The sequence below is a fragment of the Streptomyces sp. H27-D2 genome, assembly GCF_035828615.1.
In the GTDB taxonomy this organism is placed as follows: domain Bacteria; phylum Actinomycetota; class Actinomycetes; order Streptomycetales; family Streptomycetaceae; genus Streptomyces.
This window is the reverse complement of sequence record NZ_JAYMZR010000004.1, coordinates 110,251-126,795: the sequence shown is the minus strand read 5'-3', so window position 1 is coordinate 126,795 and position 16,545 is coordinate 110,251. Positions and strand designations below refer to the sequence as shown.

Below are 16,545 nucleotides of genomic sequence, written 5' to 3'. Positions count from 1 at the left end.
CCCGGATGCCGGACGGGTCGCACCCCTCCACATCTGACGTGACGTCAGCTACACCTGTGGCCATGGCAGAAGACACCCGCAGCGAGACCTACGCCGAACTGGCCTCCGTCGGACCGTACGGAGTGCGCCCCGGCCACGCCCTGATCACCATGGTCGAACCGCATCCCGGCCATGAGCACGCCTACAACCGCTGGTACGAGGACGACCACTACATGGCCGGCGCGATGGCCATGCCCTGGATGTACGCGGGCCGCCGCTGGGTTGCCACTCGCGAACTGCAACTCCTGCGCTATCCGGAGAAGTCCGCGGTCGCCCAGCCCGTCACGGCGGGCTGCTACCTCTCCACCTACTGGATCACCGAGGGGCGCTACGCCGACCACATGAAGTGGACCGTCGGCATCAACAAGCGGCTCAACCGGGACGGCCGTGTCCACCAGGACCGTACGCACGTCTTCACGGCCTTCCAGGACCACGAGGCCACCGTCTACCGCGACGGGGCCGCCGGGCCGCGGGACTTCCACGCCCTCGACCACCCGTACGCCGGCCTGGTCGTCGAGGTCATCGACGCGGACAGCCCCGAGCAGCGCGCCGAACTCCTGGCCTGGCTGCGGGCGAAGCGCCTGCCGGAGCGGCTGAGCGGCTCCCCGGCGGCCATGGTCACCGTCTTCAGGCCCACCCCGCTGCCGGGCGACCGGATGACGTACGTGAAGCAGGTGGAAGGCGTCGACACCCGCCTCACGCTGCTCTGGTTCCTCCAGCGGGACCCCCGCGAGATCTGGGCGGAGCGATTCGCCGGCCTCGGCGCGGAGGTGGCGGAGTCCGGGCTCGGGCGGGTGGAGTTGATGGCTCCGTTCATCCCGACGATTCCCGGCACGGATCGCTACGTCGACGAGCTGCGGTAGGGGGAGGGGGAGAGGGGAGGGCTGGGGCTTGGGAGGCACCGGGGGCTCGGGGGAGGCCGGGGGCTCGGGGTGCCGGGCGTGGCCGAGCCCCCTCGGCCGGGACGGCGTCCAGTCGAGAGGGCCCGTTGCTGTGTGTGATGCGATGCGGTTCAACCGCGGTACTGCGGTGACGTTTCACCGCGCGTTGTGCCGCACTGCTGTGGTGGCGGATGGGATACGACGTCCAGTGGTGGTGGCTGCCTCAGCCGAGGTCGAAGTTTCCGGCGCTGACGTCCGCGACGAAGGCGGACCAAGCACCGGTCTCGAAGGTGAGCCGGGGGCCGTCAGGGTCCTTCGAGTCGCGTACGGCGATCGCGCTTGTCACGGGAGCGGCTACCTCCACGCACGCGCCATTGCCCCCTGAGTGCGAGGACTTCTTCCAGGAGAAGGCGGAGTTCGGTTGCATGACCATGATCTACTCCAGCGTCACTGTGTGTTGCTCTGGTTACGACACAAGCGACGCTACGCCGCAACATCACTGTTGACAGCGGCCGTTCACCCGACCGGATGGCATATTTCTTGATCCCTGTTCAACGGTGGGTACTGGGGTGTAACCTGCCGCGTTTTGCCCGCGAGGCAAGGAAATCGCGGGACGTCATCCGGACTGGTCCGCATGCCGCTTGGCTGCCGCCGCGATGAACTCACGGCTCTGGTCGGCGGGCAGCGCCTGCGCCCTGAGGTGCTCGTACATGATCGTGTACTTGTGCACATCGTTGGTCTTCTCCAGATACAGGTCGCTGGTCACGCCCTCGATGTAGACCACGCTCGAATCCGCGGCGTCGTCGAACTCCAGGATCGAGAAGGTGCCCGACATGCCGGCGTGCGCGCCGGTTTCGTACGGGAGCACCTGGACGGTGACGTGCGGCAGCAGGCTGATCTGGGCGAGGTGCTCCAGCTGCTCGCGCATGACGAGGTGGCTGCCCACCACCCGGCGCAGCGCGCTCTCGTCCATGACGACCCAGAGCCGCAGCTCGGGCTCCGGCTGACTGACCCGCCCCTGGCGGCGCATCCGCACCTGGATGCGCTTGTCGAGCTGGTCGGGGGCCAGTTCCGGCACCGTGCCGGGGATGACGGCCTCCGCGTAGCCGGGCGTCTGGAGCAGCCCCGGCACCAGCAGCGACTCGTACACCCGGAGCGAGGCGGCCTCGGTCTCCAGGCCGATGTAGACGCTGTAGGGGATGTCGCCGAAGGCGTGCCACCAGCCCTGCTGGCGGGAGTCCTTGGCCATCTGCATCAGCGAGTCGACGATCCGGTGGTCCTCGACGTCGTAGACCCCGCACAGATCGCGGACATCGCGCTGGCTGATGCTGCGGCGGCCGTTCTCCAGCCTGCTGATCTTCGACTGGGAGACGAGCAGCCGCTCCGCGACCTCTTCGGCCGTCATGCCCTTGAGCTCGCGGAGCCGACGCAGCTCCTGCCCCAACCGTCGTCGCCTGACGGTGGGATTGACATTGGACGCCACGGGACGTGCACCTCCGGCTTTGTACTGCTTGTGCGGCTGTTGTCCCAGCAGACTGCCACCACTGGTCAGGGCCGCGCTGGGAAATGGGCACAGAGGGTTCCGCCGAGCTTCCGACGCGTACACGCCAGGCGCGCGAGGCCCGCGCGGCACAGGCCCGCGCGGCACAGGCCCGCGCGGCACAGGCCCGCGCGGCACAGGCCCGCGCGGCACAGGCCCGCGCGGCACAGGCCCGCGCGGCACAGAAATGCGCGCGGGGCGGGGGGGGGGGGGGGGAGGGTTCCGCCGAGCTTCCGACGCGTACACGCCAGGCGCGCGAGGCCCGCGCGTCACAGCGGCTCCCGAACCGGTCATTGGGGACTGCGGTGCGGTTGGCGGATCGATGGGATCCGGGTTGAGCGGTTGGTGCTCCGTGGGGCGGTTGAGGCCCCAGGGAGCGATCGGTGATCTTCGGTACTGCGGTCTTTCGGTACTTCGGTGCTGCGGACTTCCGAGCGGCGGTGCGCTCGTTCCCGCCCGCGCTGCTCCGGCCGTAGGGACCGGAACTCAGCGCGCCGCCCCGACGCGGGCCATGCTCCCGTGCCGCGACTGTGCGGGAACGCCCGCGGACTCGACTGCCGACTGGCGCATGGGCGCCACTACGGCCGGCGAGCGCCGCGGCTGGGCGCCGACGCCGTTCTGCACATCCATCACGGCGTGTGCGACGAGACCGCCCATGGGGTCGTGCCTGATCAGGTCCCGGAGCCGGGAGCGCGATGAGCGCCCCTCGTTCCCGGGGTAGAGGTGCTTGCCGAGCCCGACCGCGTGGGCCAGAGCGGCAAGCGCCGCGGTCCGCGGGTCCGGCGGAACGCCGGTGCGGATCGCATTGTCCAGTCGGGTCCTGATCTCCCGGCTGATCGCCGTTTCCGTCGCTTGGTAGCGAGTTGTCGGTAGTACCCCGCACATCTGGCCGGCCACGGCATGCACCATGCCGCACCGCTCCAGGTGGTTGAGATACGTCTGGCGCAGCCCCAGTCGGGGCCCGCCGATCCAGTTGACGGCCCGCACCGGACTGCCGCGGCGGCGCAACAGTTCGAGCGCGGAGTCCAAAGTCGGATCTCCTGTCGGCCGTGGCAGCACCACGGCGATACGATCCCCGTCAGGGGCTATCCGTCCTGCCAGAGCCAGCTCCACTAGCTGTGCCCCGGCCAGGCCGAGGTCGAGCGACTGCGGCTGCGCCGTTGTTCCCGTGGTCGGGTCCAAGGCGAGCAACAGAAGCTCCTCCGGAATTGTTCTGCGGCTCCTGCCCATCCATGCCTCCCCGCGTGGATGAATGACAGGGTGACCCCTCTCACACCGACCTGTCGAGAGTGCGTGGGTGCTTCGGGAGGGAACCAGTAGGTATGTCGTTCTCGTCTAGCACGTGGGCGACGCCTTCATGGGGGGTGTGGCTGCGTGGCGAGGAGGCCGCGCATCGGCGGACACAGGACACTGGGACAGCGGTAGAGGGCAGCGGGGCACGGCGTCACAGGGCGTTCGGATGTCCCGCGTGACGTATGGAGGCATCGGTGGCGGGCGAGTCCCCCGACAAGTTGGAGCAGCGGAAGTCGTCGGGGGAGACGACCCGGGAGAAGCGCGATCCGCGCTTGGCGGCTTTCCGCACAGCGGAAGTGCCGGGCGGTGGCGCGCGAGGCGGTGGAGTACTGGCCGATGAGGCCGGCGAACCCGGCGCGGGCGGTGCGCCCGAGGCCGAGCGTTCCCGGCCCGACGAAAGCGCTGAGGCCGGCGTGACCGGCCCGAAGAGCTCGGACGGCCCGGACGGTCCGGATAATCCGGACAGTCCGGACGACAGGAAGGCCGCGGACGAGAGCGGCACGGATGACAGCCCCGCGGGTACGAGCACAAGCCCCGCGGGTACGAGCACAGCGAAGCCCACTGCCGATGGCTCGCCCGGTAGCGAGGAGCGGCTGCGTGCCGCCGTCGCGGCCTGGGTCGCCGGTACTGGCCCGGACGAACTTGAGGAGGACGCCGACATCGAAATCGACCACGCGCAGAAGCCGCAGGTCGGCGACGACGCGCCCGAGGTTCCCGACGCGGACGGCTCCAAGGCCGCCGCCCCGACCGCGGCCACGCCGACTGCCGTCACGCCGACTCCTGAGACGTCGACTCCCGGCTCGTCCGGCTCGTCCGGCTCGTCCGGCACGTCCGGCACCAGCGATGAACCCACGGAACCCGCGCGAGCGGACCTCGCCGACGACCGCGAGAGCGACACCGGTGACGAGGCCGACAGCGCCGGCGAGGCCGACAGCGACAGCGGCAACGAGGGCGACAGCCCCGCCAAGGCTGCCGAGCGCCCCGCCGCGAAGCGTGTGGATCAGCCGACGACAACGTTCGCGGCTGTGAAGCGCGGCGCTCCCGAGCCGTCGAAGAAGACCGCTCCGAAGACCGCTCCGAAGGCCGATCCCAAGCCTGAGCCGGAAGCGAAAACGGCAGCGGAACCAGCAGCGAAGACAGCAGCGGAACCAGCCGAACCCACAGCGGAACCGGCTGCGAAGCCGGAGGCCGGAGCAGCGGACCGGCCGGCCGCCGGGGCGAAGCCCGTGGATCGGCCGACGACCGCGTTCAAGGCCGTACGGCCCCCGGCCGGCTGGGCGTCCAAGCCTGGCGGGGCGCAGCGCTCCGACGAGGAGTCGCCCGCCGAGCGGACCAGTCGCTTCGTGCCGTTGAAGTCCTCGGACGACCCGGCGACCAGCAAACCGCCGATGCCGGCGATGCCGCCGACAAAGCCGACGGTGGCCCCTGGCGAGGCGGCCAAGGCGACTCCCAACGCGGTTCCCGGCGCGCCCCCCACCCCCCGCGCGCCCTCGGCGCCGTCCGCCCCGCCCGTACCTCCGTCCGCCCCGCCCGCTCCACCCGCGCTCGCCCCCGCTGCCGCGCCCACCGCGGCTCGCGCGCCGGGTGTGCAGCCGGGGCTGCCCGAGGCGGAGCGGACCAAGCAGCAGCCGCTGCCTCCCGAGCCGCCCGGCACGGACGTGCCGTCCGACGGTCCGGGCGAACCGTCGGGTCCGCCGGCGCCGCTCGACCTGCTCGCCGCGCTCACCAACACCCCGCCCAAGCGCGAGACTCCGACCCGGACCATCGTGCGGCGGTTCAAGATCTGGACGCCGATCGCCGTGCTGCTGGCGGTCGTCTTCGCGGTCGTGCAGGCCGCCCGGCCGCTGCCGACGCCGACGCTGCCGCTGACCGCGCCCGCGACGCATACGTTCGACGGCGCGAAGCCGGCCATGCCGTGGCCGACCGAGGGCCAGGGGTACGTGGAGGTCACGGGCCTCGGCAGCCTCGGTACGTACGGTGCGCAGAAGCCGCTCCCGATCGGCAGTGTGGCCAAGGTGATGACGGCGTACGTCATCCTCAAGGAGCACCCGCTGAAGGTAGGCGAGAAGGGCCCGCTGATCCCCGTCGACAAGAAGGCGGAGGACGACGCGTCCGCCGAGGGCGAGTCGGTGCTCGACACCGTGAAGGCCGGCGACAAGATCAACGAGCTGGAGGCCATCAAGGCCATCATGATCCCGTCCGCGAACAACATCGCCCGGCTGCTGGCGCGTTGGGACGGCGGCTCCGAGACGGCGTTCGTGAAGAAGATGAACGCCGCCGCGAAGGATCTCGGGATGAAGAACACCACGTACACCGACCCGAGCGGGCTGCGCGAGGCGACGGTGAGCACCGCCGTGGACCAGGTGAAGCTGGGCAAGATGGCCATGCAGATCCCGGCGCTGAAGGCCGTCACCAAGCTGCCCTCGTTCAAGGACACTTCGGGCAAGACCTGGCAGAACTACAACAGGCTCGTCCCGTACGACGGCGCGGTCGGCATCAAGACCGGCAGCACGACGAAGGCCGGTGGCAACCTGCTCTTCGCTGGTGAGAAGCAGGTCGGCGGCACCACACAGCTGATCGTCGGCGCGGTGCTCGGGCAGCACAAGCCCTCGATCATCGACACCGTGAACGCCGCGAGCAAGAAGGTGCTGTTGGCGGCGCAGGCGACCCTCAAGTCCACCACGGTGGTGAAGAAGGGCGACGTCGTCGGGAAGGTGGACGACGGCCTGGGCGGCACGACGCCGGTCATCGCGACGAAGGACGTGACGGCGGTCGGCTGGTCCGGACTCAAGGTGCGGCTGGCGCTCAACGACGGCGGCAAGACCGTCCCGCACGAGGCGAAGGCGGGCACAGTGGTCGGCACGCTGACGGTGGGCAGCGGCCCCGGCCAGGTGAAGGTGCCGGTGGCGCTCCAGAAGGCGCTGACGGAACCGGCCTTCGGCTCGAAGCTGACGCGCGTCGGCTGATCGGGCAGCCGGTCAGCGATGATCACAGGGCTGAGCGGAGGAGCCCCCGCCGTCTTCTTGGACGGCGGGGGCTCCTCCGCGTTCGCTCTTGGGCTCAGCCGGGCCCACGCTCAGCCGGGCTTGCGGGCTTCGATCAGATAGCGCGTCGTGTGCGCGACGAACGGGCCCTGGCTCTCGATCCGGTCGTGCAACTGCCGCAGCCGGTCCCGGTACTGGTCGACGCTGAAGCCGGGGACCATCCAGATCACCTTCCGCAGGAAGTAGACGACCGCCCCGATGTCGTAGAACTCGGTGCGCAGGCTCTCCGGCCGCAGGTCGACGACCTCCAGCCCGGCGGCGACGGCCTCCCGTCGGGCGTCCTCGGGGTCGCGCTTGCGCCGGATCTCCTCGGGCTGCGGCCCGAGGAAGTACTCGACCAGCTCGAAGACGCTGGCCGGGCCGACCTGCTGGGAGAAGTACGTGCCGCCGGGGCGGAGCACCCGGGCGACCTCGGCCCACCACACGGTCACCGGGTGGCGGCTGGTCACCAGGTCGAAGGCCGCGTCGGCGAACGGCAGCGGCGGCTCGTCCTCGTCCGTGACGACGACGGCCCCGCGCGGGTGCAGCAGCGCGGTCGCCTTGGCGACATTCGGCGGCCAGGATTCGGTGGCCGCCATCAGAACGGGCAGCTTCGGGGCCCCGGCGAGGACTTCCCCGCCGCCGGTCTGGATGTCCAGCGCGGCGGACACGCGGGCCAGCCGCTCGCCCATCGCGCGCTGATAGCCCCACGAGGGGCGTTGTTCGGTGGCCCGGCCGTCCAGCCAGGAGAAGTCCCAGCCGTCCACCGGGACGGTCTCGGCCTCGGCCACCAGATCGTCGAAAGCATGTGACATATCTCGATCATCGCGGCAAAGCAGCGGATACGCCACCGAATACCGGCCGCCCCAGGAGCCGTTCCGAGAGCCGCCCCACCTGCCGTTCCACGGGGCCGCCGCACCTGTCGCTGCACGAGCCGCCCCACCGGCCGAGCCCGCGCCGCCTCCCTGAGCGCACCCGGTCCGCCGCGCCGACGACCCCCGAACCCGCCGTACGCCACGGGTGAGACGCGAGTCCAGCGCGCGCCGACCTGACGCCGCCGCGCGCCCGCGCGCGTGCTAGCGTCGCGACCGTCGCACGGTCGGTACGCCCGGTATGACCAGCTGGGGGAACCATGGGGAACCGGCGCAGCGTTAGACCTGGCAGGACGCCAGGGGAAGACGGGGAGAGCCGTAGTGACCACCGCTGAGCCGACGCGTGCCGATGACGATTCCGGCTGCGGGACGACTGCCGCGCGAATACGCATCCCGGCACAGCGGCAGCCGCCGGAGGCGGTGGACGGCGGGAAGGACGCCGGGCGAGGGGCGCCGCGGGTGCTGCGCGTACTGCGGCACCCGGTTACGGTCACGCTGTTCACGGCGGCCGTGCTGCACATTCTCTGGGTGTTCTTCCTCGCGAACAGCGGCGGCGACCTGGCCGCGCAGGACGCCTGGGCGGAGTTCGTCGGGCAGCACCCGGCCTCGGCGTACAACCTCGCCTGGTACGGCGGGATGCACCCGGTCTCGTACAGCGTCATCTCGCCGTATCTGATGGCGGTCCTCGGCGTGCGCACCACGATGGTGCTGGCGGGCACGCTGTCGGCCGGGCTGCTGGCGCTCATCCTGACCCGCAGTGGTGCGGTCAAGCGGCCGATGACGCCCGCGATCTACGGGGCCGTCGCGCTGACCTGCAACGCGATCTCCGGCCGGGTGACCTTCGGGCTCGGCATGCTCTTCGGGCTGGCCGCGGTGGCCGTGGTGTTCGTCTGGCCCGCGCGCTGGCGGACCATGCGGGTCTCGCACCGGTACGTACGGGCCGGGGTGGCGGTGCTGCTGACCGCGGTGGCGACCGCCGGCAGTCCGGTGGCGGGGTTGTTCATCGAGGTGGTCGCCGGCGGGCTGTTCCTGTCGAAGCGCCGTCAGGCGGCGTACGCGCTGGGCATCGGGCCGCCGCTGGTGGTCGGGCTGTCCGCGTGGCTGTTCCCCTTCTCCGGCACCCAGCCGATGTCCTTCGGGTCGGCGGTGCTGCCGATGACTCTCGGCGTCGCGGTGTGTCTGGTGGTGCCGAAGAACTGGCTCACGGTGCGGGTGGGGGCCGTGATCTACACCGTCGGCGTGCTGCTGACCTGGGTCGTCCCCTCCCAGGTGGGCACGAATGTCAGCCGGCTCGCGATGATCTTCGCGGGGGTCGTGCTGCTGTGCGCGCTGCCGCTCGTGGCGCGGGGCACCCGGCAGTGGAAGGCGCTGGTGCTCGCGCTGGTGACGGTCACCGTGTGGCACGGCTTCAAGACGATCGACGACATCATGCACACGAAGCCCGCGGCCGCCTGGGCCCGCGAACTGGCGCCGCTGGTCGACCAGCTGCAACGGCTCGACGCCGACCGCGGCCGGGTCGAGGTCGTCCCGGCGCGGAGCCACCGTGAGGCCTCGGCCCTCGCGCCGTACGTCAACCTCGCTCGCGGCTGGAACCGGCAGGCGGACCTCGAACGCAATCCGCTCTTCTATGACGAGAACGCGCTGACCTCCAGCACGTACCACGAGTGGTTGCACCGTTGGGCGGTGCGCTACGTCGTACTGCCCGCGGGCGAGCCGGACGGGGCGGGCCTCGACGAGGCGAAGCTCCTCACGGAAGGCCAGCCGTACCTGCGCGAGGTGTGGTCCGACGCGAACTGGAAGCTCTACCGCGTGAAGGACCCGACGCCGCTCGCCGACCCGCCCGCGTCCGTACAGCGGGCCGACGCCGGTGAGCTGACCATCACCGTGAAGTCCGCCGGGCCGGTGCTCATCCGGATTCCGTACTCGCCGTGGCTGGGACTGGTCGACGGCCAGGGCAAGAGCGTCAAGCCGCCGAACAAGCCGGAGGACGGCGCGTCCATGGTGAACCGCGACGGCTGTCTGACGAAGACGGAGACCATGGACGAGACGGGCGAGGTGGAGGACGAGTGGACCCTGCTGCACGCCCCGCACCCGGGTACGTACCGGCTGGCCGCCCCGTACCAACTGCCGCGCGGCACGCCGTGTCCGGACGAGTCGGACTGATCAGGCCGGACGGATCACGCTGCACTGATCTGCACTGATCACGCTGCACTGATCAGACGGGCTGATCAGACCGGGCTGATCAAGTCGGACGGACAAGTGGGACGGACAAGTCGGTGAGCGTGATGACGGCCGCGAGGCCGTCCGTGCGCAGCGTTGCCGGGGTGGCGGTGGTCAGCAGGGCGGCGTCGAAGCGGGCGAGGGTTGCCGGAGCGGGGGCCGTCGCGCCGGAGCCCGCCGTGTCGAGTGTCGTTGAGCCGGCCAGCGCGACGACGAGCACGCTCACGCCGGGACGGCATACGGGCAGCGTTTGCGGCTCCTCGTCCCGGCCGTTCCGGTTGTCACGGCTGTCCCGGTCATCCCGGACTATCTCGACGGTCGCGGCGGCCCGTGCTCGTCGGACCATGACGTTGAGGTTGACGATGGGCCCGCCCACGAGCCGGCAGTCCGTCGCCACGTTTCCGGGAAACGAGTACGGCGCGTACGGCTCGATCACGGAGGGCGGCCCGCCGTCGACAGTCAGCGTCATGCCCGGCCCTTCCACGACCGTGATGATCCGGTCGACTTCGGCGAAGGGCGAGTACGGGCCGTCCCGCGCCACGTCGGCCAGGCTGACGCGCCAGTCGAAGTCGGCGAGCGCCGCACCGGCAGGCCCGGCGGCGACCTCCCGGGTCACGCCGCCGCCGTTGGCCCACGGCACGGGCCTGCGATCACCGGCCCGCAGCAGCAGGACCTGAACCGCCGCGCTCTGCTTTCCGTCCATGCGGGCAACCGTACGGGCAGCCACTGACATCGACCCGAGAGCCCTGCCCGACCGCGCCGCCGGACCCCGCCCCCGGCGTCCCGCCCCCGGCGTCCCACCCCCGAACCGGCCTTCTGACGCTACGAGTCGGCCGTCCCTCAGCGGTGCTCCGGGTTGTCGAAGTCGAAGCGGCAGCCCGCGTCCCACTCGGAGCGCTGGTTGCCGTAGACCGGGAAGCCGCCCGCGTCCTTCAGCATCCGGGCCAGGTGCAGCAGGTTCCAGGTCATGAAGGTGGTGTTGCGGTTGGTGAAGTCGTTCTGCGGCCCGCCGGAGCCGGGGTCGAGGTAGTTGGGGCCAGGGCCCGCCTCGCCGATCCAGCCCGCGTCGGCCTGCGGGGGGATGCTGTAGCCGATGTGCTGGAGACTGTAGAGGATGTTCATCGCGCAGTGCTTGATGCCGTCCTCGTTGCCGGTGATCAGACAGCCGCCGGCCCGCCCGTAATAGGCGTACTGCCCGGCGTCGTTGAGCACGCCCGAGCAGCCGTAGAGCCGCTCGATGACGTGCTTCATCACCGAGCTGTTGTCGCCCAGCCAGATGGGGCCGGCCAGCACCAGGATGTCCGCGCCCATCACCTGTGAGTACAGGACCGGCCATTCATCGCTCTCGGCGCCGTACTCGGTCATGTCGGGGCGGACGCCGACGGCGATGTCGTGGTCGACGGCGCGGATCTCGTCCACCCGTACGCCCTGCTTCTCCATGATCGAACGGCTGATGTCGATGAGCCCCTGGGTGTTGCTCACCTGGGGCGAGGGCTTGAGCGTGCAGTTGATGAAGAGCGCGCGCAGGTCCTCGTAGCGGTGCGGCGGCTGTCCGGGGTTCCCGGATTCTGTGGTCACGGTATGCCTCCTCGGGCGGTGCGGTCCCTGCCCCACCCGAGCATGGTGGGGCAGGGACCGCACCCGCTGCTACTCCCAGGAGCCGCCGACCGCTGACTGACGGTTGTCCGGCTACTTACTGTCGCTGAGCGCGGCGTAGACCACGATGTTGTCGGCGTAGCGGTGGTCCGACTTGGAGTACTCGCCGCCGCAGGTGATCAGCCGCAGCCCGGCGTGGTCCAGGTTGCGGTAGACCTCCACGGTGGGGAACCGGTCCTTGGCGTAGCGGGCGATGCGCTGCACGGTGAACACGGCGGTGCGCCCGTCCCGGCGGGTGACGTCGATGCGGTCGCCGGCCTTGAGGGAGGCGAGCCGGAAGAACACCGACGGTTCGCCGTTCCAGGTGACGTGACCGGCGATGACGGACGGCCCCTGGGCGCCGGGGGCCGGGCCGGGGGTGTACCAGCCGGCCTTCGCCGGGTCGCGCGGGGTGTCCATGGCTCCGCCGGTGCCGAGGCCCAGTTTCTCCAGGCCGGCGGAGACCCTCAGCGCGGGGATCTTGATGCGGGCGGGCGTGGACGCCTTCAGGGGCGGATGGCGGGGGACGTCCACCTCCTTCCCCGAGTCCTTCCCCGAGCCGGAGCCGCCGCCGGCTTCGCCCGCCGGGGGCGGCTCGCCGGATGCCGCCGAGCCGCCGGCCTGGGGGTTGCCCGGCGCTGATGGCGGTGTTCCCGACGCGTTGCGCGCGGGTTCCGATTCCTGCTGGGAGACCCCTAAGGCCAGCAGCGTGATGGCGACGACGGCCAGGGTGCCGGCCGTGGCCAGGAGGGTGCGGCGGCCGCGCTTGGAGCGGCGGCCGGAGCGTGAACCGGAGCGTGAACCGGAGCGTGCACCCGATCGGTGCCCGGAGGCAGCGGGGTCATTCACGCCGGGCCTGTTCAACGGCTCTGCCGAGTCCGCAGCCGCATCGCGGCGAACGCCCCGGCGGAGGCGAGCAGCGCGGTGCCCCCGATGGCGAGCGCCGGGGTGTCCGCGATGCCCTCAGGGCTCCCGGACCCGGTCTCGACGCCGCCGACCGGCATCGCGCCGACCGACGCGCCCTTGACGATGCCGCAGACGGCCGGTGCGGTGGCTTCCTGCGGAAGCTTCGGGTCCAGTTCGCTCTTGCCCTTGCCGAAGTCGTATTCCTTGTTCTTGTTCGGGTCGATGCCGTGCTGCACGACGTGCAGGTCCTGGATGTGGGTCGCGACGGCCTTCGAGACGGTGATGGTGCGCTCGTAGGACACTTTCCCGTTCGCGTCGGCGGTGGGCATCCGGTCGATGGCGAGGCCGCTCTCCTTGGAGGTGTCGCCCTTGGTGGTCAGCGAGATGTTGATGTCGCCGTAGTGCGGGATCCCCTCGCCGGTGCTGACGATCCCGTCGCCGTCCTTGTCCGCGCTCGCCGGGGGGCAGTGGAAGTTGTGCCCCTGGGTGGAACCGTGGATGTGCTGGGCGTGCGGCTGGCCGGGCACCAGCCCCTCGGACTCGATCTTGACCGTCAGTTGGCTGCCGTTGATGCTCAGCATGGCCGTGCCGCTGCCACCGGAGTCGTTCAGCTGCTCGAGGTCGATCTGAAACGCCTGGGAGTCCGCGGCCAGGGCGGGGGAGGCCGCGCAGAGGGCGAAGACGGCGGGGAGAGCGGCCAGAGCCGCGATCCGTATCGAGCGCTTGACTGTCATGAGCGTGGAACCCCTTTCCGGGCGATCCCCGCGGGGGCGGGAACCGCAGAGCGGTCACGGATGCCGGGCGCCGACTGCCGCGCTTGATGCGCGGGCCGCTGCCCTGCATTGCGCATTCGGAGCCGCTGGGGGTTCGGATTGGTCCGGTGGGGCGTCAACTTGCTTGTGGGGTGGGCGAATTGACCGCTCAGGGGCGTTGGCCTGCGGGTTTGGCGGGTGGGTGACCCGAAAGAATCTTGGTTGGGGGGCGGATGTGTGTCCGGCCCCGCCGGGCTCTCGCGTCGTCGCATCGTTGCGTCGTCGAGCCGTCAGGCTGTCAGCCTTCGGCTCGCCGTCACTCACTCGTCGTCCGGCGGCGGTCCGTCCTCGTAGAACGAGGGCTCCTCCTGAGCCGCCCAGTCCTCGAACTCGCCCGCGCTGCCGCGGGCCGCGCCGCCGCGAGCCGACCCGCTGCGGGCCGTGCCACTCGTACCGCTCGCCCCGCCGGCGCTCGCCGCACCCCGTGCGGGAGCCGGCGCTGCTGCGGCGGCCGGTACGGGTGCTGCCGCAGCCGGTGCGGGGACCGCGCCCGGCGCAGGAGTCGCGCCCGCCGCATCCGGCTGACCCGACCCGCCCGCCGCACTCGCCGCGCCCGCCTCACCGCCGAGCGTGCTCAGGATCTGCTCCCCGAACTTCGCGAGTTTGTTCTCGCCGACGCCGCTGATCGTGCCGAGTTCGTCCAGCGTCGACGGCGCGGCCGTCGCGATCTCGCGCAGGGTCGCGTCGTGGAAGATGACGTACGCGGGCACGCCCTGCTCCTTCGCGGTGGCCCCGCGCCAGGCGCGGAGCCGCTCGAAGACCGGTACGGCCTCCTGGGGCAGGTCCACGGGCGTGGCGGAACGGCGGGACTTGGCGGCCTTCGCGGCGCGGGCCGGCTGCTCGGGCTCGCGGCGCAATTGCACCTCGCGCTGCCGGCTGAGCACCTCGGAGCTGGCGTCGGTGAGCACCAGCGTCCCGTAGTCGCCCTCGACGGAGACCAGCCCCTGCGCGAGCAGCTGGCGGGCCACTCCGCGCCACTCCGTGACGCTCAGCTCGGTGCCGATGCCGAAGACGCTCAGGGCGTCGTGGTCGAACTGGATGACCTTGGCCGTCTTCTTGCCGAGCAGGATGTCGATGATCTGGCCCGCGCCGAACTTCTGCCGCCGCTCGCGGGCGAGCCGGAGCACCGTCGAGAGGAACTTCTGCGCGGGGATCGTGCCGTCCCACGAGGCGGGCGGCGAGAGGCAGGTGTCGCAGTTGCCGCACGCGGTGCTCTGCTGGCCGAAGTAGGCGAGCAGCTGTATACGGCGGCACTCGACCGTCTCGCACAGCGACAGCATCGCTTCGAGGTGGGTGCCGAGCAGCCGGCGGTGTGCCTCGTCGCCCTCGGAAGTCTCGATCATCTTGCGCTGCTGGACGACGTCCTGGAGCCCGTAGGCGAGCCAGGCGGTGGAGGGCAGCCCGTCGCGCCCGGCGCGGCCGGTCTCCTGGTAGTAGCCCTCGACGGACTTGGGCAGGTCGAGGTGGGCGACGAAGCGTACGTCGGGCTTGTCGATGCCCATGCCGAACGCGATCGTGGCGACGACCACCACGCCGTCCTCGCGCAGGAAGCGCGACTGGTTCGCGGCGCGCACCCGGGAGTCGAGCCCCGCGTGGTACGGCACGGCGTCGACGCCGTTCTTGACCAGGAACTCGGCGGTCTTCTCGACGGAGTTCCTGGACAGGCAGTAGACGACGCCCGCGTCGCCGGGGTGCTCGGCCCGCAGCAGGTCCAGGAGCTGCCGCTTCGGCTCGTTCTTGGGCGCGATGCGGTACTGGATGTTCGGGCGGTCGAAGCTCGCCACGAAGTGACGGGCGTCTCCGAGGTTCAGCCGGGAGGCGATCTCGGTGTGGGTGGCCTCGGTGGCGGTCGCGGTCAGCGCGATGCGGGGCACGTCGGGCCAGCGCTCGTGCAGCGCGGACAGCGCGAGGTAGTCGGGGCGGAAGTCGTGCCCCCACTGGGCCACGCAGTGCGCCTCGTCGATGGCGAACAGCGAGATCTTGCCGCGGTCGAGCAGCCGCAGCGTCGCTTCGACCCGGAGCCGCTCCGGGGCCAGGTAGAGCATGTCCAGCTCACCCGCGAGGAAGGACGCCTCGACCATCCGGCGCTCGTCGAGGTCCTGCGTGGAGTTGAGGAAGCCCGCGCGCACGCCGAGCGCCCTGAGCGCGTCCACCTGGTCCTGCATGAGCGCGATCAGCGGCGAGACGACGACGCCGACACCCTCGCGGACCAGGGCGGGGATCTGGTAGCACAGCGACTTGCCGCCGCCGGTGGGCATGAGCACGAGGGCGTCCCCGCCACCGCACACATGGTCGATGATCTCCTGCTGGCTTCCGCGGAAGGAGTCGTAGCCGAAGACGCGGTGCAGGACCCGCAACGCGTCGCTTGTCTCGGGACGGTTGTCGAGGTCAGTCATTCGGGCAGTCTACGAGGAGCGTCGCGGCTCGTGTGACGCTGTGGATAACCCGGGGGCGACCGGGACCAAGTGACCCGGACCAAGTGAGCGGAGTACGTGAGACGGATGCGCATCGCACTGAGCCAGATCGCCGCCGGAACCGACCCGAAGGACAACCTCGCCGCCGTACGCGCCCAGGCGCGTGCGGCCGCGCAGGCGGGCGCACGGATCGTCGTCCTGCCCGAGGCAACCATGACGCGGTTCGGCATCCCGCTCGGCCCGGTCGCCGAACCGCTGGACGGCCCCTGGGCCACCGAGGTCCGCTCGATCGCCCAGGCCGAGGGCATCGTGGTGGTGGCCGGCATGTTCACCCCGGCGCCGGACGGCCGCGTCACCAACACGCTGATCGCGACCGGCCCGGGAGTCGAGGCGAGCTACGACAAGATCCACCTCTACGACGCCTTCGGCTTCGCGGAGTCCGACACGGTGGCGCCCGGCGCGGAAATCGTCACCATCGACGTGGACGACGTCCGTTTCGGCCTCGCCACCTGCTACGACATCCGCTTCCCGGAACTCTTCCGGGCCCACGCGGACGCGGGAGCCGCGGTCTCGCTGCTCCCCGCCTCCTGGGGCGCGGGACCGGGTAAACGGGACCAGTGGGACCTGCTCCTCCGCGCACGGGCCCTGGACGCGACGATCTGGCTGGCGGCGGTCGGCCAGGCCGACCCCACGACGATCGGCGAGCCGACGCGGGGGAGTGCGCCGACTGGCATCGGGTACAGCGCGGTGGTCGGCCCGGACGGCCGGATGCGGGAGCAGCTGGGTGCCGGGCCGGGGCTGCTGGTGGCGGACCTGGACATCGCGGAGGTCGCGTCCGTGCGGCAGAAGGTGTCCGTACTGGCCAACCGGCGCTTGCCGCTGGGGTAGGGGGCGGCCCCCGGCGGAGGCC

At 71.2% G+C, this 16,545-nt stretch carries 13 protein-coding genes; 4 read left to right on the top strand and 9 right to left on the bottom strand.

What is annotated here, in order from left to right:
* The first annotated feature begins 62 nt into the window (after positions 1–62).
* Positions 63–902 (top strand): hypothetical protein, encoded by an 840-nt coding sequence (locus QMK28_RS03070; RefSeq protein ID WP_326435380.1) that lies wholly within the window; start codon positions 63–65, stop codon positions 900–902.
* Between the two features lie 241 nt (positions 903–1,143).
* Here the strand turns inward: QMK28_RS03070 and QMK28_RS03065 are convergent, their stop codons facing one another.
* From QMK28_RS03065 to QMK28_RS03055, 3 genes are all read right to left on the bottom strand, one after another.
* Positions 1,144–1,353, bottom strand: a complete 210-nt coding sequence (locus QMK28_RS03065; RefSeq protein ID WP_326435379.1) for a DUF397 domain-containing protein — start codon at positions 1,351–1,353, stop codon at positions 1,144–1,146.
* Between the two features lie 183 nt (positions 1,354–1,536).
* A complete protein-coding gene (locus tag QMK28_RS03060; protein ID WP_326435378.1) occupies positions 1,537–2,403 on the bottom strand; it encodes a helix-turn-helix domain-containing protein in 867 nt (288 codons plus the stop codon).
* 543 nt (positions 2,404–2,946) lie between these two features.
* On the bottom strand, positions 2,947–3,690 hold the full coding sequence (locus QMK28_RS03055; RefSeq protein ID WP_326435377.1) for a GOLPH3/VPS74 family protein: 744 nt from the start codon (positions 3,688–3,690) through the stop codon (positions 2,947–2,949).
* A gap of 257 nt (positions 3,691–3,947) precedes the next feature.
* On the opposite strand from QMK28_RS03055, the gene QMK28_RS03050 reads away from it, so the two are divergent.
* Positions 3,948–6,719 (top strand): D-alanyl-D-alanine carboxypeptidase, encoded by a 2,772-nt coding sequence (locus QMK28_RS03050; RefSeq protein WP_326435376.1) that lies wholly within the window; start codon positions 3,948–3,950, stop codon positions 6,717–6,719.
* Between the two features lie 110 nt (positions 6,720–6,829).
* On the opposite strand, the gene QMK28_RS03045 is transcribed toward QMK28_RS03050, so the two are convergent.
* Positions 6,830–7,591, bottom strand: a complete 762-nt coding sequence (locus tag QMK28_RS03045; protein WP_326435375.1) for a methyltransferase domain-containing protein — start codon at positions 7,589–7,591, stop codon at positions 6,830–6,832.
* A 378-nt stretch (positions 7,592–7,969) separates the two neighbouring features.
* On the opposite strand from QMK28_RS03045, the gene QMK28_RS03040 reads away from it, so the two are divergent.
* On the top strand, positions 7,970–9,811 hold the full coding sequence (locus QMK28_RS03040; protein WP_326435374.1) for an MFS transporter: 1,842 nt from the start codon (positions 7,970–7,972) through the stop codon (positions 9,809–9,811).
* Positions 9,812–9,890: 79 nt separating this feature from the next.
* On the opposite strand, the gene QMK28_RS03035 is transcribed toward QMK28_RS03040, so the two are convergent.
* The 5 genes from QMK28_RS03035 to recQ form a co-directional block, all read right to left on the bottom strand.
* Positions 9,891–10,571: a HutD/Ves family protein gene (locus QMK28_RS03035; protein WP_326435373.1), complete on the bottom strand. Its 681-nt coding sequence runs from the start codon at positions 10,569–10,571 to the stop codon at positions 9,891–9,893.
* A gap of 137 nt (positions 10,572–10,708) precedes the next feature.
* A complete protein-coding gene (locus QMK28_RS03030; RefSeq protein WP_326435372.1) occupies positions 10,709–11,446 on the bottom strand; it encodes a flavodoxin family protein in 738 nt (245 codons plus the stop codon).
* Between the two features lie 111 nt (positions 11,447–11,557).
* Entirely contained in the window at positions 11,558–12,352 is a 795-nt protein-coding gene (locus QMK28_RS03025; protein ID WP_326435371.1) for a class F sortase, read from the bottom strand.
* A gap of 11 nt (positions 12,353–12,363) precedes the next feature.
* Positions 12,364–13,143 carry a hypothetical protein gene (locus QMK28_RS03020; protein ID WP_326435370.1) on the bottom strand — a complete coding sequence of 260 codons (780 nt, stop codon included), beginning with the start codon at positions 13,141–13,143 and terminating at the stop codon, positions 12,364–12,366.
* 338 nt (positions 13,144–13,481) lie between these two features.
* Positions 13,482–15,617: a DNA helicase RecQ gene (gene recQ, locus QMK28_RS03015; protein ID WP_326435369.1), complete on the bottom strand. Its 2,136-nt coding sequence runs from the start codon at positions 15,615–15,617 to the stop codon at positions 13,482–13,484.
* A gap of 105 nt (positions 15,618–15,722) precedes the next feature.
* Between recQ and QMK28_RS03010 the strand changes: the two genes are divergently transcribed.
* On the top strand, positions 15,723–16,523 hold the full coding sequence (locus QMK28_RS03010) for a carbon-nitrogen hydrolase family protein (protein WP_326435368.1): 801 nt from the start codon (positions 15,723–15,725) through the stop codon (positions 16,521–16,523).
* Positions 16,524–16,545: the final 22 nt, after the last annotated feature.